A 20782-nucleotide genomic window follows, 5' to 3' on the forward strand; every position below is an offset into this window, starting at 1 on the left:
CCTCGACCTCAACCCAGCGACGCGGCGGCCGAGACGACCAGGCCGCCGACCATGAAGGCGGCGATCACCGCGACGAGGGTGCCGGTCGCCGGGGCGGGGACCAGGCGGCGCCAGCCCGTCGGGGCGGGGGCGTCGTGGAAGCGGTGGGTCAGGGCGTGTCCGCGGCCGCGGGCGAGCAGGAAGGCGTTCACGGGGTACGCCGCGGCGAACGCCACGGCCAGCGCGACCGGCATCGAGACCCAGAAGACGACGTTGACCAGACCGGCGTCCATCGCCCCCGGGATCAGCGCCATCACCAGGTTGTCGACGACCTCCATGGTCGCGATCGACAGGGTGTCGGCGGCGAGGACGACGCCCAGGGCGGCGCCGAGGCCCAGACCGGCGCGGAGCAGCGGCAGCGTGGAGAGGGTGTAGCCGAAGACGAACGCCAGGGCGACCGCGAGCAGCAGCGTCTGGCCGGTGCCCAGGCCGACCGCGGTGCCGACCAGCAGCCCGGTCACCTCGCCGATCGCGCAGCCCGTGAGGCAGTGCAGGGTCGCGCTGGCGGCCATGGCCCGGCCGTTCCCCTGGGCGCGGCCGTGTGCGTGGCCGTGCGCGTGGACGTCTGGCTCGGAGGTGTGGGAGGTGCTCATGTCATCGCGAACGCATACCCCCGGGGGGTGTATTCCGCGGAGGGGGAGGCCTGGGAAACCGCCCGCCGACCCCCCTCGCCTAGGCTGACCGGCGGCGTCGTCGGCGCCCACGACCAGAGAGAGCCAGCTGATGACCGAGGTCCCGACCATCGAGGTCCCGCAGGTGCCCGACCCGCTGCCCGCGGGCGTCACCGTCCTCGACGTCCGCGAGCCCGTCGAGTGGCAGCACGGCCACATCGACGGCGCGCTCCACGTCCCGCTCACCCAGGTGCCGGACCGGCTCGAGGAGCTGCCCGTCGACCAGCAGCTGCTGGTGGTCTGCAAGGTCGGCGGCCGCTCGGCCCAGGCCACGGCCTTCCTGCGCGAGAAGGGCTTCGAGGCGGTCAACCTCGCCGGCGGCATGCTCGACTGGGCCGACGCCGGCCGACCGATGGTGGCCGAGACCGGCCAGGACCCCGCGGTCGTCTGAGCCCGGGCCTCAGCCCGCGAAGGCCACCGGGAGCGGGAGCGCCAGCGCGCGCTCGAGCCGCTTGAGGTAGACCCGGCGGTCGACCTCGACGACGCCGAGGGTGGCGAGGTGGTCGGTCTGCCACTGCGTGTCGAGCAGGCGGCGGTCGGCGTACTCGTCGCGCAGCAGGTCGACCAGGCCCATCAGCGCCACCTTGGAGGCGTCGCGGGCGCGGGAGAACATCGACTCGCCGGCGAACAGGCCGCCGACGGCGACGCCGTACAGCCCGCCCACCAGCTCGCCGTCGCGCCAGGTCTCCACGGAGTGGGCCCAGCCGAGCTCGAACAGCCGGGTGTACGCCGAGGCGATGGCCTCGTCGATCCAGCCTCCTGGGCGCGACGGGTCGGCGCAGCCCGCGAGCACCTCGGCGAAGCTGGTGTCGACCCGCACCTCGAGGTGGGCCGCCGACTGCCGCAGCGACCGGCTGACGCGCAGGCCGTCGAGGGGCAGCACGCCGCGGTCGACCGGCGACCACCACGCCATCTGGTCGGGCAGCTCGTCGACGGCCATCGGGAACAGCCCGTGGCGGTAGGCGCTGAGCAGCGTGCCGGGCTCCAGGTCGGCCCCGACCGCGACCAGGTCGCTCTCCGCCGAGACCGGTGAGGGGAACGCCCACGGCGTGCTGGGGGGTTCGAGGGGCACGGCCCCATCGTCGCAAACGGCTGCGCGGGCCGCCGTACGCTGGCGGGCATGAGCTTCGCCAGTCGTCTCGGCCGCCAGCTCGACCAGCAGCTCGGGCCGCGCCTGTCCGAGCGCGCCCCGCAGCTGGCGTCGGGCTTCGTGCAGCAGGCGCTGGACCGGGCGATCCGGGGCGCGGGCCCGCTCGACGGCGCCGCGATGGCGGCCGAGAAGGCGCTCGACGCCCACCGCGACGACCCGGACGGGGCGGTCTCCCAGCTGATCGAGGACCACGTGCGCCTCGCCGGCGCCCAGGGGTTCGTGACCAACATCGGGGGCCTGGTCACGATGACGGTGGCGGTGCCGGCCAACATCGCCGGGCTGGCGCTGGTCCAGTGCCGGCTGGTCGCGGCCGTCGCGCACCTGCGCGGCTACGACCTCGCCGACCCCCGCACCCGCAACGCCGTGCTGGCCACGCTGGTGGGCGAGGAGAAGCTGCTCTCGCTGGTCACCCAGCGCAAGCTGCCCGGCACCCCGATGGCGCTGGCCACCGCTCCCGTGCACGACCCGCACCTCGACGTCCTGGTCGCCAACGAGGTGGCCTCGGAGCTGATGACGCGGGTCGCCGGCAAGCGGCTGGCCAGCACGGTCGGCCGCCGGGTGCCGGTCGTGGGCGGCCTCGTCGGAGCGGGCACCGACGGCTACGCGACCTGGCGGATCGGTCGCTACGTCGACCGCGAGCTGCTGCCGCGCAGGCGCCGGTAGCCGGCGTACCCCACCCGTGCCACGGCGTTGTGCCGCGCCAGCGCGACCAGCTTCTCCTTGGCCCGGTAGGTGGGCGTGGCGTGCAGGGCGTCGATCTGGCCCATGAGGTCCTGGATCACCTCGTGGAGCTCGACCTCGACGTCGCGCAGCTTGGCGGCCTCGCCGGTCATGATGGCCAGCGCGTCGAGGGCCGCGTCGGCCACCGCGTGCTCGTCGGGGGCGTCGGGGTCCGCGAACGGCCGGGGCCCGTCGGGCAGCAGGTCGGCCAGGTCGCCCACCACGTCGTAGTCCCGGCGGCGCAGCTCCGCGACCCAGTCGGCGGCGAGCTGCGCGGCCCAGGCGTGCGCGTCGGGCGGCAGCCCCAGCCGGGCGGTGCCGGGCCGGCCGGCGAGGTTGCGGTGCACGACCATCTCGCGCACCAGCGAGCGGTAGTGCCGGTTGGGCAGCACGTCGTTGAGGCGCTCGTTGAGCCGGCGCAGCATCGCCGACTCGGGCACGCCGAGGGAGGCGTTGGCCTTGGCGCCGGGGGTGAACTCCTCCGGGTCGATGCCGAACAGACCGGCGAAGCGCTCCCACAGCAGCGTCGGGGCGGCCCCGGGCCGGGGCACCGTGACGACGTGGACCTGCGCGGGCGGCAGCGTGGCACCCCAGCGGGCGAGCACGTCGGGCACCTCCTGGACACCCCAGAACCACTGCGCCACCTCGGAGGGTCGGGTCGGGTCGCGCAGCTCGGCGAGGAACCGGCCGTAGGTCTTGGAGCGCCGGTGCTTGACGTTCTCCTGCCACTCCGCGGGCACCTGGCGCACCAGGTCGCGGGCCGAGACCACCAGGTGCACCTCGGTGCCGGGGCCGGACAGGTCGGCGATGGCCTGCTCGGCCTGGACGCGCGAGGCGGTGCCGAGGATCTCGTGGCTGACCACGGCGTCCCCGGGCCAGGCGCGCACCTCGGCGGCGAGGGCGTCCCAGGCGCCGGCGGCCTCCCGCTCGAGCCCGCCCCACGGCAGCTGCATCAGGTCCAGCGCCGCCATGAAGTGGGCGTCGGGACGCTCGGCGGCGTAGAGCAGGCCGCGCTCGCGCAGGGCGTCGCCGTGGGTGAACAGGATGTCCTGCACGAACGAGGTGCCGGTCTTGGGCGTCCCGACGTGCAGCAGCACCCGGCGCGTCACGGGGTCACGTCCACGCGGAGCCCACGCCCCGTGGGGCGACACGGCCGAGGGAGGGGGTCCTGGAGCGGGTGCTGGGTCAACGACGAGGTCCTTCCTGGTGGCGCACGAGTCGCAGGCAGGCCGCGAGGGTGAGGTCGAGCGTCTGGGAGCGGTCGAAGGTGCCGCGCCGCGGCCGGCCCGTGCGGGGGGTCGGGTGCGCGAGCACCCCCGGATCGCCGTGGACAGGGTAACCAGCCTCGTCCACGCGGGCGGCGAGGTCGGCGGCCGCCCGCCTGGCCCAGTCGAGGTGGGGCTCCGGCACGGCCGCGGCCTCGGCCCCGGCGGCGGCCCCGGCGTCGGCCCCGGCGTCCGGGCGGTCGGCGGCCAGGCCGTCCAGGACGGGCACCAGGCGGCGCGCGAGACGCTCGCCGGTCACCGGGCCGCGGGCGAGCGGCGCGAGCCGGTTGACCCGGCGCTGGAGGTCCCAGCGCGCCAGCTGCAGCGGTCGTACGCCGGGACGCCCGGCCCCGTCGCCGGCCCCGCCGCGACCCAGGACCTCGAGCGCACCGTCCTCCAGCGTGGCGGGGTCGCCCGCGACCACGACGTGCACCCGGCCGGGGTGCTCGGCGGCGAGCCGCTCGGCGAGCCGGTCGACGTCGACGGGGTCGGGCAGCCGGTCCGCGGAGGCCGCCCGGCGCCAGACCGCGCGCCAGGTCAGGCTGCCGCCGCCGGCGACCCGGCCGGCCCAGTGCTCGGCCATGCCGAGCTCGAGCGGGAGCCCGAGCACGAGGTGGACGGGCCGCCGGCCGCCCTCCACCGCTCCCGCGGCGAGCAGCCGCTCCCGCACCGCGGCGGTGCGGGTGCGGGTGCCGTGCAGCCGGAAGCCGGTGCGCCAGGGCCAGGCGCGCCGGGCCGGCGGCGCCGGCGCGGGGACGGGGTCGGGGGCCTGGCCGAGCAGCCGCACCACGACACCGGCGGCCAGCCGCACCAGCAGCTCGGGCGGGACGGTGGTGGGGTCGACGGCCGGCGACCCGAAGGGCCGCGCGTCGGGCCAGGGCAGCGGCGGGTCGACGGGGCCGCGGCCGGGGCGGGGCGTGCCCAGGAGCACCTCGGCCAGGCCGGCGGGTGCGGGGCCGTGACCGGCCAGGTTGAGGCGACGCAGCAGCTCGAGGTGGACCGCGCTGGGGGCGGCCGGCGCCGCGCGTCCGGGGTCGACGGCGAGCGACCAGCGGCCGGCGTCCCACGGGGTGGTGCCACCGGCGCGGAGGTGCGCGGCCCAGGCGTGCGCGGCGGCGTCGTAGCTCATCCGAGCCACCGGCGCGCCAGCCGCGTCATCCGCGGCGGCACGGGCAGCGCGGGTGCCGGCACCTCGTGGGGGCGCTCGGCCTGCTCGGCGAGCCAGGCGGCGGCCTCGGCCACCCGCTGGGCGACCAGCTGGGGGTCGGCGGAGTCGGGGTCGGACCACGGCGTCGTCGACTCGTCGGGCCAGACCGGACGGAGGTCCTCGAGGTCGCCGACGACGTGGGTGCAGGTCTGCCGCAGGTCGGCGAGCCACTCCTCCACGACGGCGTCGACCCGGGCGCGCGCGGTGGGCGGCACCGTCGCCGGAGGCGAGGTCGACCGGGCCGCGAGCACCTCCTTGACCAGCCCCTCGCGGACCCACCGGACGTAGGGGTCGCGCGGCAGCTCGCGCTCCTTGGTGGCCAGGTTGATCAGCCGCAGCGCGGTCACCTCGACGCCGCCGAGGGAGGCGTTGGTGCGGTCGCTCGCGGCGTACGACGCGGGGTCGGCCAGCCCCAGCACGTCGCTGAAGCGCCGCCACAGCAGGTCGCGCGGCGCGTCGGCGGGCGGCACCGTGACGAGGTGGACCCGCTCGGGCGGGAGGTCGTGGCCCCAGGTGGCGAGGATGCGCGGGAGGTGCTGCACCCGCCAGAACGGGGTGGGCTTGTCGCCGTAGTTGCGCTGCAGCGTCCGGAGGTACGACGCGTAGTCCTTGCGGCCGCGGTGCTTGACCCGCTCCTGCCACTCCGCCGGGATCTGGCGACCCAGGTCGCGGGCGGTCAGCACGACGTGGACCTCGTGGTCGGGGAAGGAGCCGCGCACGCGCTCGACCACCTCGGGACCGGCGCCGGCCAGGATCTCGTGGCTGACCAGCACGTCGCCGCGGCTGGTGCGGGCCGTGGCGACCAGCTCGTCCCACTGGCCGCGTGCCTGCTCCTCGGCCCCGGCCCACCGGGTGCCGAGCACGTCGAGGGCGGCCTCGAAGTGGTCGCCGGACCGGGTGGCGACGTAGTCCAGCCCGTCGGCCTCGAGCCGCTCGCGGTTGCGGGCCAGCCGGTCCTGGAGATAGCTGGTGCCGCTCTTGGGCGTCCCCACGTGGAGGAGGACCCGGCGGCGCGACATGGGGGTCATCATGCCGGGGCCGGGGTCAGGCGGGGGAGAGGGCCTGCACGACGCGCGAGGGGCTGGGGCGGCCGAGCACGCCCGCCATCCAGCGGCTGGTCTCCACGAGCGCCGCGAGGTCGACCCCGGTCTCGACGCCGAGCCCCTGGAGCAGCCAGACGAGGTCCTCGGTGGCGAGGTTGCCGGTGGCGCTCTCGGCGTACGGGCAGCCACCCAGGCCGCCGGCGCTGGCGTCGAAGGTCGTGACGCCGTGCTCGAGCGCGGCGTGGGCGTTGGTGAGGGCCTGGCCGTAGGTGTCGTGGAAGTGGACCGCGAGCACGTCGTCGGGCAGGCCCGCCTCGTTGAAGGCGGTGAGCAGGCGGCGCACGTGCCCGGCGGTGCCGACACCGATGGTGTCGCCCAGCGAGAGCTGGCTGGCGCCGAGGTCGACCAGGCGCCGGCCCACGTCGACGACCTGGTCGATGGCGACGTCGCCCTCCCAGGGGTCGCCGAAGCACATGCTGACGTAGGCCCGGACGTCGAGCCCGTGCTCGCGCGCCCGGGCCACGGTCGGCTCGAACATCGCGAACTGCTCGTCGAGGCTGCGGTTGAGGTTGCGCTGCGCGAAGGTCTCGGTGGCGCTGCCGAAGATCGCCACGTGGCGGCAGCCCAGCTCCAGGGCGCGGTCGAGGCCGCGCTCGTTGGGCACCAGCACCGGCAGGTCGCGACCGGCCTCCCCCAGCTCGCCCAGCAGCTCGGCGGCGTCGGCCAGCTGCGGCACCCAGCGCGGGTGGACGAAGCTGGTGGCCTCGACGACCGGCAGGCCGGCGGCGAGCAGGCGGCGTACGAACTCGGCCTTGGTCGGCGTCGGCACCAGCGCCGACTCGTTCTGCAGCCCGTCGCGCGGGCCGACCTCGTAGATCGTGACCCGGTCCGGCAGTGCGTCAGGCATCGTCGGCCTCCACCTCGAAGAGCACCTCGCCCAGCGCCACGCGGCTGCCGACCGGGGCGCCGACGGTCGTCACCGTGCCGGCGAACGGCGCGGCCAGCGCGACCTCCATCTTCATCGCCTCCAGCACGCCCAGGCGGGCGCCCTCCTCGACGCGGTCGCCCTCGGCGACGTCGACGGCGAGCACGGTGCCGGGCATCGGAGCGGTGAGCGTGCCGGCACCGGCGGCCGGGCCGTGCTGGAGCGTCACGTCGGGCCGCTCGAAGACGAACCGCTGGCCGCGGTGGACCACCTCGACGCCGTGGCGGTCGGCGTCCACGACGGCCTGGTGGCGCCGACCGTCGAGGTCGAGACGCACGACGTGGTGCTCGGCGCGCAGCTGGCGCACGGGCGTGCCGTCGACGGTGCCGCTCGCCCCACCGGGGTCGCGGTGCACCCGGACGGTCCGGTCGAGGTGGACCAGGAAGGGCGCCGACGCCCCGGACAGCCGGAAGCCGTCGGCCCGGAACGGACCCGTGCGGCCGTGGTCGGCGGCCAGCATCGCGTCGGTCCAGGCGGCGAGCACCCGGGCGACGTCCGGCTCCGGCTCGGGCACCTCGGCGGTGTCGAGCCAGGCGGTGTCGATGGTGGCGTCGCGGAACTCCTCGCTCGCCACCAGCGCCCGCAGGAAGCCGGCGTTGGTGGTCAGGCCGAGGATCGCGGTGTCGTCGAGCGCGGCGAGCAGCGCCGACCGGGCCGCCTCGCGGGTCGGTCCGTGGGCGACGACCTTGCCCAGCATCGGGTCGTAGGAGGTGCTCACCTCCTGGCCGCTCTCCAGGGCGTGGTCGACCCGGACGTCCTGGGGCCAGCGGACCAGGGTCGCCCGGCCGGCCTGGGGCAGGAAGCCGTGGAAGGAGTCCTCGGCGTAGACCCGGGCCTCGATGGCGTGCCCGCGCAGGTGGAGGTCCTCCTGCCGCAGCGCCAGCTCCTCGCCCGCCGCCACGCGCAGCATGTGCTCGACGAGGTCGATCCGCTCGCCGGTCGAGCCCGTCGAGACCACCGCCTCGGTGACCGGGTGCTCGACCTGGAGGCGGGTGTTCATCTCCAGGAAGTAGGCCTCGCCGGTGTCGACGTCGAGCAGGAACTCCACCGTCCCGGCGTTGCGGTAGCCGACCTCACGGGCGAGGTCGACGGCCGCGGTGGTGATCTGCTCGCGGACGGCCTCGTCGATGGTCGGCGCGGGCGCCTCCTCCAGCACCTTCTGGTGGCGGCGCTGCGTGGAGCAGTCGCGCTCGAAGAGGTGGACGACGTGGCCGTGGTGGTCGGCGAGCACCTGCACCTCGACGTGGCGACCGCGCTCGACGTACTTCTCCACCAGCAGGGTGTCGTCGCCGAAGGACGACTGCGCCTCGCGTCGGGCGGCGGCCACGGCGTCGGCGTACTCCCCGACGGTGCGGACCACGCGCATCCCCTTGCCGCCGCCTCCGGCCGCGGCCTTGACCAGCACGGGCAGTGCGAACCCGGCGGGGTCGTCGGTCACGGCGTACGACGGGACCACGGGCACGCCGGCCGCGACGGCGACCTCGCGGGCGTGGTCCTTGCGGCCCATCTGCTCCATCACCGCGGCCGTCGGGCCGACCAGCGCGATGCCGGCGTCCTCGAGGGCCTGCGCGAAGGCCGAGCGCTCGGAGAGGAAGCCGTAGCCGGGGTGGACCGCCTGCGCACCGGACGTCCGCGCCGCGGCGACGACCTCGTCGACGTCGAGGTAGGACCCGACGCGGACGGCCCGGGTGGCGGCACGGACGTGCGGCGCGGTGGCGTCGAGGTCGGTGTGGATCGCGACCGAGCGGATCCCCAGCCGGTCGCAGGTGCGGATCACGCGCAGCGCGATCTCGCCGCGGTTGGCGACCAGGACGGTGTCGAACATGCGGGTCACGTCGCTCACATCCGGAAGATGCCGTAGGAGGGCTCGGGGACCGGCGCGTGCGCCGCCGCCTCGAGGCCCATGCCGAGCACCCGGCGGGTGTCGACGGGGTCGATGACGCCGTCGTCCCAGAGCCGGGCGGTGGAGTAGTAGGGCGAGCCCTGGTGCTCGTACTGCGCGCGTACCGGCTCCTTGAACGACTCCTCGTCCTGCGCCGACCACTCCTCGCCGCGGCGCTCGAGGCCGTCGCGGCGCACCGTCGCCAGCACGCTCGCGGCCTGCTCACCCCCCATCACCGAGATCCGCGCGTTGGGCCACATCCACAGGAAGCGCGGGTCGTAGGCGCGGCCGCACATGCCGTAGTTGCCGGCACCGAACGAGCCGCCGATGACGACCGTGAACTTCGGGACCACCGAGCAGGCGACCGCGGTGACGAGCTTGGCGCCGTCGCGGGCGATGCCGCCGTTCTCGTACTCCTTGCCCACCATGAACCCGCTGATGTTCTGCAGGAAGACCAGCGGGATCCGGCGCTGGTTGCACAGCTCGATGAAGTGGGCGCCCTTGCGGGCCGACTCGGCGAACAGGATGCCGTTGTTGGCCACGATGCCGACGTCGTGGCCCCAGACCTTCGCGAAGCCGCAGACCAGGGTCTCGGCGTACAGCTGCTTGAACTCCGCGAACCGGCTGCCGTCGACGATCCGGGTGATGACCTCGCGCACGTCGTACGGCGTGCGGGTGTCGGCCGGCACCACGTCGTAGAGGCCCTCGGGGTCCAGCGCCGGCTCCTCGACGGGCGCGGTCTCCGGCAGCCCGGGCACCGGCAGGGTCGCCACGATCGAGCGCACGATCGCGAGCGCGTGGGCGTCGTCCTCGGCGAGGTGGTCGACGACCCCGGAGAGCCGGGCGTGTACCTCGCCGCCGCCGAGCTCCTCCGCGGTGACCTCCTCGCCGGTCGCGGCCTTCACCAGCGGCGGACCGCCGAGGAAGATCGTGCCCTGGTCCCTGACGATGACCGACTCGTCCGACATCGCCGGGACGTAGGCGCCGCCGGCGGTGCACGATCCCATCACCGCGGCCACCTGGGCGATGCCGTCGCGGGAGAGGTTGGCCTGGTTGAAGAAGATCCGGCCGAAGTGCTCACGGTCGGGGAAGACGTCGTCCTGCATCGGCAGGAACGCGCCGCCGGAGTCGACGAGGTAGACGCAGGGGAGCCGGTTGGCGCGGGCGACCTCCTGGGCGCGGAGGTGCTTCTTGACCGTCATCGGGTAGTAGGTGCCGCCCTTGACGGTGGCGTCGTTGGCCACCAGCACGCACAGCCGGCCCTCGATGGTGCCGATGCCGGTGACGATGCTGGCGCTGGGGACGGCGAGGAGGTCGTCCTCGCCGGTGCCGTACATGCCGTACGCCGCCAGCGCGCTCAGCTCCAGGAACGGGCTGCCCGGGTCGAGCAGGGCGTCGACGCGGTTGCGGACCAGCAGCTTGCCGCGGTCGGTGTGCTTGCGGCGCGCGGCCTCGGAGCCGCCGCGGCGTACGGCCTCGGTGCGCTCGCGCAGGTCGTCGACGAGGGACCGCAGGCCACCGGGGGAGGATGTCACCGGATCAGGTTAGCGATCGTTAACAGGTGGCGCCAGCGCCGGGTAGTCCGAGACGGACGGCACCACCACGGGCCTCTCCGAGGGTGCCGAACGTCTCGGAGTACGCCGGGCGTCGCACGATCGAGCCTGAGCGGGCGATAACCTCGGTCGGGTGAGCGAGCGCCGGCAGCAGATCCTGGCCGTCGCGGCGGAGCTGTTCGCCGAGAAGGGCTTCCACGGCGTGTCGATCGCCGAGCTCGGCGCCGCGTGCGGCTTCTCGGGCCCGGCGCTCTATCGCCACTTCCGCTCCAAGGACGCCGTCCTGGCCGCGATGCTGGTCAACATCAGCGACGAGCTGCTGGCCGAGGGGCGCCGCCGCGTCGACGCCGCCACCTCGCCGCAGCAGGCCCTCGAGGGCCTCATCGACTGGCACGTCGCCTTCGCGCTCGAGCACAAGGCGCTGATCGTGGTGCAGGACCGCGACTGGTCGGCGCTCCCGCTCGAGGCGCGCGAGAAGGTCCGCGAGACCCAGCGCGCCTACGTCGACGTCTGGGCCGACCAGCTGCTCGCCCTCGACGCCGGGCTGACGCGCCAGCAGGCCCGTGCCCAGGTCCACGCCGGCTTCGGCCTGCTCAACTCCACCCCCCACAGCGCCTTCCTCGACCGCGCGGAGATGCACCGCCTGCTCTCGGACATGGCCGCGCGAGCCCTCCTCCCCGCCTAGTCGCGCGAGCGGTCGAGCACCCGGCGGCCGCCGACCGGGCAGTTGTGCGTACGCCGAGGCCGTCGACCGGGCGGTTGTGGCGCTGTGCGCCTGCAGAACTGCCCGCTCGGCGCGGCTGGGTCGAGCAGAGCTGCCCGCTCGGCGCTGCTGGGTCGAGCAGAGCTGCCCGGTCGGCGTTAGAGGAGGCGGGTGACCGCTTCGTCGTACGCCGCCACGGTCGCGTCGGCGAGGCCGTGACCGGTGGGCGCGTCGGCGGCCAGCGCCAGGACCTGGGCGGCGCGGACGCGGGCGGCCTCGCGCTCGGCCGCGCCGGTGTCGTCGGCCTCGGCGGCGGCGAGGGCGTGGACCTCGCCCAGGAGCGCCTCGCGGGTGCGCCCCCGGAGCAGGAGCAGGACGTAGGGGTCGCGGTCGACGTGCCAGGCGAGGAGGTAGAGCAGCGCCAGGGCGTGGACGCACGGCTGCGCCCACGCGTCGCACTCGCAGGCGCTGTCGAGGTCGGGCGTGCCGGGCAGCACCTCGACACCGGCCTCGTCGGCGTGCTCGACGAGGTCGACCGGGAGCGTGCCCACCTCGAGCGCGGCGGTGAAGCCGCTCTCGCGGGCGGCCTCCCGGGCGAAGGTCGTCCAGTCGGCCGCGTCGAGCCGCTCCACCTTGAGCTGGCTCATCAGCGGCTGCTCGCTGCCGGGGTCGACCACGGCCGAGGCCATCGCCTCCAGCACCACGATCGCGCCGAACCGGCCCGAGCGGGCCAGCGAGCGGGCGGCGACGAGGTCGCCCACGTCGAGGGCCAGCTCCTCGAAGGAGCGGACGAACGCCCGGCCCCACCAGGTGTCGCTGCGGGCCACCGCGCCGCGACGGCGGGGGCTGCGGGGCAGGACCAGGGGGTCAGGCATCGGGGTGCTGACCGGTCCGGCGCAGCGCGACGAGGTCGCGCAGCTCGGCGTCCGAGAGCTCGGTGAGCGCCGCCTCGCCGCGTCCGAGCACGGCGTCGGCGAGGCTGCGCTTGCGCTGCAGCAGCTCGGCGATGCGCTCCTCGATGGTGCCCTCGGTGACCAGCCGGTGCACCTGGACCGGCCGGGTCTGGCCGATCCGGTGCGCGCGGTCGGTGGCCTGGTCCTCGACGGCGGGGTTCCACCAGCGGTCGACGTGGACGACGTGGTCCGCGCGGGTCAGGTTGAGGCCGGTGCCGCCGGCCTTCAGCGAGAGCAGGAACACCGGTGCCTGCCCGTCCTGGAAGTCGCGCACCATCCGCTCGCGGGCAGCGACGGGGGTGCCGCCGTGGAGGAACAGCGTGGGGGTGCCGGCAGCGGCGAGGTGGCGCTCGAGCAGGCGGGCCATCTCGACGTACTGGGTGAACAGCAGCACCTGCCCGCCCTCGGCCAGGATCGTGGCCAGCAGCTCGTCGAGCAGCTCGAGCTTGCGGGAGCGCCCGCGCAGCCGCCCGCCGGGCTGGCGGAGGTAGTGGGCGGGGTGGTTGCAGATCTGCTTCAGCCCGGTCAGCAGCGCCAGCACCAGCCCGCGGCGGGTGTCCTCGTCGGCCTCCTCGATGCGGCGCATCGACTCGCGCACGAGCGTCTCGTAGAGCACGACCTGCTCGCGAGTCAGCCCGACGACGTGGTCGGTCTCGGTCTTGGCGGGCAGCTCCGGCGCGATGCCGGGGTCGGTCTTGCGGCGGCGCAGCAGGAACGGCTCGACCAGCTGCGCGAACCGGCGCGCCACCGACGGGTCGACGCCGCTCTCGATGGGGGCGGCCCACACCTTGCGGAAGGCGTTGCGCGAGCCCAGGAGGCCGGGCGTGGCCCAGTCGAGGATCGCCCACAGCTCGGTCAGGTCGTTCTCGACCGGGGTGCCGGTGAGCGCGACGCGGCAGCGCGAGCGCAGCGTGCGGAGGTTCTTGGCGGTGGTCGAGCGGGCGTTCTTGATGTGCTGCGCCTCGTCGGCGACCACGAGGTCCCAGGACACCGCGGCCAGGTCGCCGCCGGACTCGGCGGTGGTGTCGGCGCGCATCGTGCCGTACGTCGTGAGCACGAACCCCTCGCCGAGGTCGGCCAGCGAGCGGGAGCTGCCGTGGAAGCGGCGTACGTCGACCCCGGGGGCGAAGCGGCGGACCTCGGTCTCCCAGTTGCCCATCAGGCTGGCCGGGCAGACCACCAGCGTCGGCCCGACGAGCAGCCCGCGCGCGCGGCGATGCAGGTGGAGCGCGATCAGCGTGACGGTCTTGCCCAGGCCCATGTCGTCGGCCAGGCACGCGCCCAGCCCGGCGCCGGTCAGCTCGGCCAGCCAGGTGACGCCGTGACGCTGGTAGTCGCGCAGCGTGGCCTGCAGCCCCGGCGGGTCGGGCAGCGGGGAGACGGTCGCGGCGTCGACGATGCGCCTCCGGACCTGCTCGAGCGTGGCGCCGGGGTGCACCTGCATCGCTCCGCCGTCGAGGTAGAGCGTGCCGGTCAGGGCGGCCTGCAGCGCGGCCGCCGGGGCGATCACCCGGTCGGCCTGGTCGAGCCCGGCCTTGACCCGCTTGCGGGCGCGGCGGGCGACCCGGGGGTCGATGACGACCCAGTTGTCGCGCAGCCGGATCACCGGGGTGGTGGCCTCGGCGAGCGCCACCATCTCCTCGTCGCTGAGCTGCTGCCCGGCCATCGCGAGCCGCCAGTCGAAGCCGAACAGCGAGTCGGGGCTGAACAGGCCCTCGTGGAGCGGTCCCTCGCGCGGGCCGGAGACCTCGACCCGGCCCTGCGGGACCAGCTCGCCGCGCAGCCCGCGCGGCCAGAAGACGTCGACGCCGACCGCGTCGAGCGCCTCGAGGCCGTGGTCGAGCAGCCCGGTCAGCTCCTCGGCGTCGAGCACCATCTGCTCGGGCACCCGCTCGCGCAGCAGCCGGCCGAGCGGCTCCCAGGCCTCGGCGGCCTCGCCCAGGGCCACGCTGGCCGAGAGCCGCGCCCGGGCCGAGAAGCCGTGCGTCTCGGGCGCCTCGTGCCAGAGGCGGGCGACGTCGACGAAGACGGTCTCGTCGTCGAGGTCGTGGGCCTGGGGCACGACCACGACCCCGCCGCCGGCCAGCACCTCCTCGGGCGCCTCGACGCGCAGCGCGATGCGGACCCGGTCGGGCAGGCCGTCGGGCTCGGGCTCGGGCTCGACCGGCGCCTCCCGGGCGGCGAGCCGCTCGGACCAGTGCACCCGTCGGGTGGTGCCGGTGGTGTCCTCGGCCGGCGGGAGGGCGGTGCCCGGCGGCTTGACCATGGTGTCGGCCACGGCGTCGAGCAGCTCGCGGATCAGCTGCTCGGCGTCGTCGACGGTGGTGCCGGCGTGGGCGCGGGAGCCGGCCAGCGCCCGGACCCGGTCGTCGTCGTCGGGCTGGAGGGGGCCGATGCGCCACGCGTCGCCGGCCTCGGTGCGGCGTACGCGACCGGCGGCGACCAGTCGCATCGCCAGCAGGGTCGCGCCGCTCAGCAGACCGACCGAGGGGTGGGCGTCCTCGACGCGGACGGCGCGGGTGAGCACCGGGATGGCGCCCTTGAGCGGCATCCGGACGGTGCGTCGCGGCCCGGAGAACTCGACCTCGCTCAGCCGCGCCGGCTGCTGCGGCACCCAGGTCGCCTGACCCTGCAACGGCACGAAGCTCACCGGAGGAACCTAGCCCGGCTCATCGACAGCCCCCGGGACCTGCGACCCCCCGTGAGGGGTAGTCCGAGACGTTTGGCACGCGCCAAGGGCGCAAGAGGGGTGCCGAACGTCTCGGACTATCGCCCGGGCCCGGTCAGTCGAGGCCCTGGATCGCCCGGGCGACGGCCTTGGGCACCTTGGAGTCGAAGACGCTGGGGATGATGTAGCTGGCGTTGAGCTCCTCGGCGCTGACGCAGTCGGCGATCGCGGTGGCCGCGCTGAGCAGCATCTCGACGGTGACGTCGCTGGCACGGGCGTCGAGCAGCCCGCGGAAGACACCCGGGAAGGCCAGCACGTTGTTGATCTGGTTGGGGTAGTCGCTGCGGCCGCTGGCGACCACGGCGGCGTACGGCGCGGCCTCGGCGGGGTCGATCTCGGGGTCCGGGTTGGCCAGCGCGAACACGATCGGCTTCGCGGCCATGCCGGGGATCCACTCGGCCTGGAGCACGCCCGGCGCGCTGACGCCGATGAAGACGTCGGCGCCCTCGAGCGCCGTCCGGAGGTCGCCGCGGACGCGGCGCGGGTTGGTGCGCGAGGCGAGGTCGGCCATGGCGGGCGAGAGCGACTCGTCGCCCTCGGCCAGCGCGCCGTCCTTGTCGCAGACCACGACGTCGGCGGCACCGGCGGCCAGCAGCAGGGTCACGATGGCGGTGCCGGCGGCGCCGGCGCCCGCGACGACGACGCGGATCGAGGCGAGGTCCTTGTCGACGCAGCGCAGCGCGTTGGTGAGCGCGGCGAGCACCACGATCGCGGTGCCGTGCTGGTCGTCGTGGAAGACGGGGATGTCGAGGCGCTCGCGCAGCCGGCGCTCGATCTCGAAGCACCGCGGTGCGGCGATGTCCTCGAGGTTGATGCCGCCGAAGCCGGGAGCGATCGCGGCGACGACGTCGACGATGCGGTCGGTGTCCTGGGTGTCGAGGCAGATCGGCCAGGCGTCGATGTCGGCGAACCGCTTGAACAGCGCGGCCTTGCCCTCCATCACCGGCAGCGCGGCGCCCGGGCCGATGTTGCCCAGCCCGAGCACGGCCGACCCGTCGGTCACGACCGCGACGCTGTTGCCCTTGATGGTCAGGCGGGGCACGTCGCCCGGGTTCTCGGCCAGTGCCAGGCTGACGCGGCCCACGCCCGGCGTGTAGGCCATCGACAGGTCGTCGCGGGTGCGCAGCGGGACCTTGGAGGAGACCTCGATCTTGCCGCCGATGTGGAGCAGGAAGGTCCGGTCGGAGACCTTGTGCACCGTGATGCCCTGCAGGTTGCGCAGGTGGTCGACGATCTCGGCGGCGTGCTCGGAGTCGGTGGCCGAGCAGGTCACGTCGTAGACGATCCGGTCGTGGCGCGACTCCGCGACGTCGAGCGCGGTCACGATGCCGCCCTCGGCGGCGATGGCGGTGGCGACCTGGCCCACGATCGCCGGGTCGACCTCGGTGAAGAGTCGCACCGTGATGCTGTAGGACCCGCTCGTCGCCGCTCTGCGCTTCTTGTCAACCATGGGTCGCATCCTGCCCGCCGGGGGTGGTTACCCGCGAGTCGTGAGGTGCGTCACGCCGAGAACACTACGAACACAAGGGTCCCGGTGGGCTCGACCGGCGGGCTAGAGAGGCGGGCACGAGAGGCGGGGCTCCCGACCGGTGGGTCCGGTCAGGCCGGGGTGGAGCGCACGCCGAGGTCGCCGGTCTGCACGGCCCACAGCTGGGCGTAGGCGCCACCGGCGGCGACCAGCTCGTCGTGGGTGCCGGACTCGGCGATCCGGCCGGCGTCGAGCACCCAGATCCGGTCGGCGTGCCGCACGGTGGAGAGACGGTGGGCCACCACCAGGGCGGTCCGCTCGGCGGTGACCAGGCCCAGCGAGCGCTGGATCGCGGCCTCGGTCTCGTTGTCGACCGCCGAGGTCGCCTCGTCGAGCACGAGCACGGCGGGGTCGCGCAGCAGGGCGCGGGCCAGGGCGAGCCGCTGCCGCTGGCCCCCCGAGAGCGTCACGCCGCGCTCGCCGACCGGGGTGTCGTACCCCTGCGGCATCGCCTCGACGAAGGCCGAGGCCTCCGCCGCGCGGGCCGCCCGCTCGACCTCCTCGCGGGTGGCTTCGGGCCGGCCGTAGGCGATGTTGTCGGCGACCGTGCCCGAGAAGAGGTAGACGTCCTGGGAGACGTAGCCCATCGCGCCGCGCACCGTGGCCCACTCCAGGTCGCGGGCGTCGACGTCGTCGAGCAGCACCGTGCCGGCGCGCGGGTCCTCGAAGCGCAGCACCAGCCGCAGCAGCGTCGACTTGCCCGACCCGGTCGGCCCGACCACGGCGTGGGTCTCGCCCGCGGGGACGACGAGGTCGAGGTCGTGGATGACGTCGGGGCCGTCGGCGTACCCCGCCCGTACGCCGCGGAGCTCGATGCGCCCGGCGGGCTCGGCCAGCAGCACCTCGCCCGGCTGGACCGTCACCGGCACCGCCAGCAGGCCGAGGATGCGACCGGCCGACGCGCGTCCGCGCTGGTAGAGGTCGAGCACCTCGGCGACCGCGGTCAGCGGCCACAGCAGCCGCTGGGTCATGAACACCAGCACGGAGTAGAGGCCGACCTCGAGCGTGCCGTCGAGCACCTGGAAGCCGCCGATGAGCAGGGTGCAGGTGAAGCCGACGAGGATCGCGATCCGGACCAGCGGCACGAACGCCGCGGAGCTGCGGATCGCCGCCTCGTTGGCCTCGCGGTAGGCCAGCGAGGCCGACGCCACCCGGTCGCGCTCGCGGCCCTCCGCGGTGAACGCCTTGATGGTGGTGATGCCGCCGAGGTTGGCCGACAGCGTCCCCGAGAGGTCGGCGACGGTCTCGCGCACCCGGGCGTAGAGCGGGTCGAGGCGACGCTGGAAGACCAGGCTGCCGGCCACGATGACCGGGATGGGGGCGAAGGCCAGCACCAGCAGGGTGGGCGAGGCGGCCGCGAAGACGAGGCCGACCAGGACCACGTTGAGCACGGTCTGCAGGATCGCCGCGGCACCGACGTCGAGGAAGCGCTCGAGCTGGTTGACGTCGTCGTTGAGGGTGGCCAGCGTCGTCCCGGCCGGGCGGGTCTCGTGCCAGGCGACGTCGAGCTGCTGCACGTGGGCGTAGGCCTCGACGCGCAGGTCGTGCTCGATGGTCTGGGCGAGCCGGCGCCAGGTCAGGGCGGCGAGGTACTCGCTGACCGACTCCACGACCCACACCAGGGCGTTGACGACCGCCAGCCAGACCAGCTGCTCGTAGCGCGAGTCCGCGCCGACGACGTCCGCCACGAAGGAGCGGTCGCCGCGCACGACCACGTCGACGGCGGCGCCGATGAGCAGCTCGGGCACCACGTCGGCGACCTTGTTGACCGTCGAGAGGACGACCGCGGCGACCAGGCGGGCGCGGTAGCCGGCGTACCTCCGGGAGAGCTCGCGCAGCGGGGAGGCGGGGACGGGAGCGGCAGCGGACACCACGCCAGGTTAGGTGGCCCTAAGTCGTGGTGGCACGACGGGCGCGGGCGTGCAGCGCGCCGACCAGCGTCACGAGCAGCACCAGCGCGGCCTCGACGAGCAGGCCCGGCGCCAGGCCCAGGCCGCCGTCCCAGCGCAGCAGCGCAGCGCCGGCGGCCGCGCCGAGCAGGATCAGCACGACGGCGGCCAGTCGCCGGCCGGTGCCACCGCCCTTGCCGCTGCCCAGCACCGAGTCGGCCGCGAGGCCGGTCAGGGTCGAGGTGACCACGACGGTCGTGACGTCCTTGACGGCCACGAACCGCGCGGTCGCGGCCTGCACGCCCATCGCCCCGCCCAGCACCCCGGTCACGGTCAGCAGCGCCGGCTCGCCCGGGTCGGGCAGCACCAGCAGCAGCACCGCCAGGGCGAGCACCAGCAGGCCGACGAGCGCCAGCAGGAGCGTCGTACGGCCGGTCCAGGCGTGCTCGGCGCCCCTGAGCACCCTCCCGCCCAGTGCCGCGCCGAGCACGAACCCGCCCAGCGCCACGACGGGGCCGACCACCGGCAGCCCGTTGCCGCCGACCAGCGCCATGCCGAGGATGACGACGTTGCCGGTCATGTTGCCGGTGAAGACCCGGTCGAGGCCGAGGTAGCCCACGGCGTCGACCAGGCCGGTGCCGAAGGTGAGGACGAGCATCAGCACGAGGTGCATCCGGTCGTCCTCGACGCGGGCGAGCAGCGGTCGGCGTGAGGTCACCCGGCTGATCATGACGGTGACCCAGACCACCAGGAAACCGGTGCGACACAGGTGCCGTGCGCAACTAACCTGGTGCGGTGAGCCAGGACCTCGAGACACCCCCGCAGCCCACCGGCCCGACCGGCCCCTCCGGCCCCTCCGGCACCGACAAGCTCGACCGGGACGTGCTGATGGTGGCCGGGGTTGTCGTGCTCGGCGCGATCATGTCGATCCTGGACATCACCGTCGTCTCGGTCGCGCTGCGCACCTTCCAGGAGGAGTTCGACGCCACCGCGGCGCAGGTCGCCTGGACGATGACGGGCTACACCCTCGCCCTGGCCAGCGTCATCCCGCTGACCGGCTGGGCCGCCGACCGCTTCGGCACCAAGCGGCTCTACCTGCTCGCGGTCACGCTGTTCACCGCCGGCTCGGTGCTCTGCGCGGCGGCGAACACGCTCGAGACGCTGGTCGCCTTCCGGGTGCTCCAGGGCCTCGGCGGCGGCATGCTGATGCCGCTCGGCATGACCATCCTGACCCGCGCGGCGGGCCCCGAGCGGATCGGTCGCGTGATGGCCGTGCTCGGCGTACCGATGCTGCTCGGCCCCATCTTCGGCCCCATCCTCGGCGGCTGGATGATCGACGCGTTCTCGTGGCACTGGATCTTCCTGATCAACCTGCCGATCGGCGCCGCCGCCCTGGCGTACGCCTGGATCGTGCTGCCCCGCGACGCCGTCGAGCCCTCGGAGTCCTTCGACTTCGTCGGGATGCTGCTGCTCTCGCCCGGCCTGGCCGCGTTCCTGTACGGCGTCTCCTCGATCCCCGAGACCGGCACCTTCTTCTCCGCCCGGGTGCTGGTGTGGACCCTCCTCGGCCTGGCCCTGATCGCGGCGTTCGTGCCGTGGGCGCTGCGCGAGGCCAACGTGCACCCGCTGATCGAGCTGCGGCTGCTGCAGAACAAGAACATGACCGTCGCCGTGCTGGCGATGATGCTGTTCGCGATCGCGTTCTTCGGGGCCAGCCTGCTCTTCCCGCTCTACTTCCAGCAGGTCCGCGGCGAGTCGGCGCTCAGCTCCGGGCTGCTGCTCGCTCCCCAGGGCATCGGCGCGATGATCACGATGCCGATCGCCGGCATGCTGGCCGACAGGATCGGGCCCGGCAAGATCGTGCTCGTCGGCATCGCCGTGATCACCGCCGGCATGGGCATGTTCGCGATGTTCGTCGGCGAGGGCTCGGGCTACGTCGCCCTGATCGTCGCGCTGTTCGTGATGGGTCTCGGCATGGGCGGCACGATGATGCCGATCATGACCGCCGCGCTCGCGACGCTGTCGCCGCGCAACGTCGCCCGTGGCTCGACCTTCCTCAACATCACCCAGCAGGTCGCCGCCTCGATTGGGACGGCGCTGTTCTCGGTGCTGCTGACCAACGGCTTCAAGGACAGCCCGACCGTCGCGCTCGGCACAGCCGTGCAGGCGCTGCAGGACTCCCCGCAGCGGCTCGCCGCCTTCCTGGAGCAGCAGGGCCTGGACCCCTCCGACCTCGCCGGCCTCCAGGGCCGCGTGGTCGCGGAGATGGCCGACACCTTCGGCTTCGTCTTCTGGGTCGCCACCGGCCTGGTCGCGCTCTGCCTCGTCCCGGCGGCGTTCCTGCCGCGGCGCAAGGTCGAGCACCCCGCCGGCGAGCAGGCCCCGGTCCTCGTCGGTCACTGAGGCGCCGCCGCCCGTCCTCGGCAGGGGGGCGTCATACGTGCTGGTCGTCGGGGCGACGGGGTC

General features: G+C 74.6%; 17 protein-coding genes. 4 read left to right on the top strand and 13 right to left on the bottom strand.

What is annotated here, in order from left to right:
* Positions 1-8 precede the first annotated feature (8 nt).
* Complete coding sequence (locus tag EDD33_RS00150; RefSeq protein ID WP_246003275.1) at positions 9-632, bottom strand: DUF4396 domain-containing protein; 624 nt, start codon at positions 630-632, stop codon at positions 9-11.
* Positions 633-762: 130 nt separating this feature from the next.
* Here EDD33_RS00150 and EDD33_RS00155 point away from each other — a divergent pair, with 130 nt between their 5' ends.
* A complete protein-coding gene (locus EDD33_RS00155; protein WP_123388621.1) occupies positions 763-1101 on the top strand; it encodes a rhodanese-like domain-containing protein in 339 nt (112 codons plus the stop codon).
* Positions 1102-1110: 9 nt separating this feature from the next.
* Here the strand turns inward: EDD33_RS00155 and aat are convergent, their stop codons facing one another.
* Positions 1111-1782, bottom strand: coding sequence for a leucyl/phenylalanyl-tRNA--protein transferase (gene aat / locus EDD33_RS00160; protein WP_123388622.1), 672 nt, complete (start codon positions 1780-1782; stop codon positions 1111-1113).
* 48 nt (positions 1783-1830) lie between these two features.
* Between aat and EDD33_RS00165 the strand changes: the two genes are divergently transcribed.
* Positions 1831-2523 (top strand): EcsC family protein, encoded by a 693-nt coding sequence (locus EDD33_RS00165; protein ID WP_123388623.1) that lies wholly within the window; start codon positions 1831-1833, stop codon positions 2521-2523.
* Here the strand turns inward: EDD33_RS00165 and EDD33_RS00170 are convergent.
* The 6 genes from EDD33_RS00170 to EDD33_RS00195 all read right to left on the bottom strand — a co-directional run bounded on the left by EDD33_RS00170 (position 2484) and on the right by EDD33_RS00195 (position 10497).
* A complete protein-coding gene (locus tag EDD33_RS00170) occupies positions 2484-3689 on the bottom strand; it encodes a hypothetical protein (protein WP_123388624.1) in 1206 nt (401 codons plus the stop codon). The two genes, EDD33_RS00165 and EDD33_RS00170, sit on opposite strands and share 40 nt — an antisense overlap.
* 76 nt (positions 3690-3765) lie before the next feature.
* A complete protein-coding gene (locus tag EDD33_RS00175; protein ID WP_123388625.1) occupies positions 3766-4974 on the bottom strand; it encodes a hypothetical protein in 1209 nt (402 codons plus the stop codon).
* A complete protein-coding gene (locus EDD33_RS00180; RefSeq protein ID WP_123388626.1) occupies positions 4971-6071 on the bottom strand; it encodes a hypothetical protein in 1101 nt (366 codons plus the stop codon). The genes EDD33_RS00175 and EDD33_RS00180 overlap by 4 nt, the downstream gene beginning before the upstream one ends.
* Positions 6072-6096: 25 nt before the next feature.
* Entirely contained in the window at positions 6097-7002 is a 906-nt protein-coding gene (locus EDD33_RS00185; RefSeq protein WP_123388627.1) for a hydroxymethylglutaryl-CoA lyase, read from the bottom strand.
* Complete coding sequence (locus tag EDD33_RS00190; protein ID WP_246003276.1) at positions 6995-8923, bottom strand: acetyl/propionyl/methylcrotonyl-CoA carboxylase subunit alpha; 1929 nt, start codon at positions 8921-8923, stop codon at positions 6995-6997. The genes EDD33_RS00185 and EDD33_RS00190 overlap by 8 nt, the downstream gene beginning before the upstream one ends.
* Positions 8920-10497, bottom strand: a complete 1578-nt coding sequence (locus tag EDD33_RS00195; RefSeq protein WP_123388628.1) for a carboxyl transferase domain-containing protein — start codon at positions 10495-10497, stop codon at positions 8920-8922. Before EDD33_RS00195 ends, EDD33_RS00190 begins: the two co-directional genes overlap by 4 nt.
* A gap of 151 nt (positions 10498-10648) precedes the next feature.
* On the opposite strand from EDD33_RS00195, the gene EDD33_RS00200 reads away from it, so the two are divergent.
* Positions 10649-11200 carry a TetR/AcrR family transcriptional regulator gene (locus EDD33_RS00200; protein WP_123388629.1) on the top strand — a complete coding sequence of 184 codons (552 nt, stop codon included), beginning with the start codon at positions 10649-10651 and terminating at the stop codon, positions 11198-11200.
* 176 nt (positions 11201-11376) lie between these two features.
* Here EDD33_RS00200 and EDD33_RS00205 read toward each other — a convergent pair whose 3' ends face one another.
* The 5 genes from EDD33_RS00205 to EDD33_RS00225 all read right to left on the bottom strand — a co-directional run bounded on the left by EDD33_RS00205 (position 11377) and on the right by EDD33_RS00225 (position 19034).
* Positions 11377-12093 carry an SWIM zinc finger family protein gene (locus EDD33_RS00205; RefSeq protein WP_123388630.1) on the bottom strand — a complete coding sequence of 239 codons (717 nt, stop codon included), beginning with the start codon at positions 12091-12093 and terminating at the stop codon, positions 11377-11379.
* Positions 12086-14821 (bottom strand): DEAD/DEAH box helicase, encoded by a 2736-nt coding sequence (locus EDD33_RS00210; RefSeq protein WP_123388631.1) that lies wholly within the window; start codon positions 14819-14821, stop codon positions 12086-12088. The genes EDD33_RS00205 and EDD33_RS00210 overlap by 8 nt, the downstream gene beginning before the upstream one ends.
* A 133-nt stretch (positions 14822-14954) precedes the next feature.
* Entirely contained in the window at positions 14955-16349 is a 1395-nt protein-coding gene (locus tag EDD33_RS00215; RefSeq protein ID WP_123388632.1) for an NAD-dependent malic enzyme, read from the bottom strand.
* A gap of 149 nt (positions 16350-16498) precedes the next feature.
* Positions 16499-18298: an ABC transporter ATP-binding protein gene (locus EDD33_RS00220; RefSeq protein ID WP_123392811.1), complete on the bottom strand. Its 1800-nt coding sequence runs from the start codon at positions 18296-18298 to the stop codon at positions 16499-16501.
* A gap of 19 nt (positions 18299-18317) precedes the next feature.
* Positions 18318-19034, bottom strand: coding sequence for a YoaK family protein (locus tag EDD33_RS00225; RefSeq protein ID WP_246003277.1), 717 nt, complete (start codon positions 19032-19034; stop codon positions 18318-18320).
* A gap of 77 nt (positions 19035-19111) precedes the next feature.
* Here EDD33_RS00225 and EDD33_RS00230 point away from each other — a divergent pair, with 77 nt between their 5' ends.
* Complete coding sequence (locus tag EDD33_RS00230; RefSeq protein WP_342773567.1) at positions 19112-20719, top strand: DHA2 family efflux MFS transporter permease subunit; 1608 nt, start codon at positions 19112-19114, stop codon at positions 20717-20719.
* Positions 20720-20782 lie beyond the last annotated feature (63 nt).

The organism is Nocardioides aurantiacus (assembly GCF_003752505.1).
GTDB classification, from domain to species: domain Bacteria; phylum Actinomycetota; class Actinomycetes; order Propionibacteriales; family Nocardioidaceae; genus Marmoricola; species Marmoricola aurantiacus.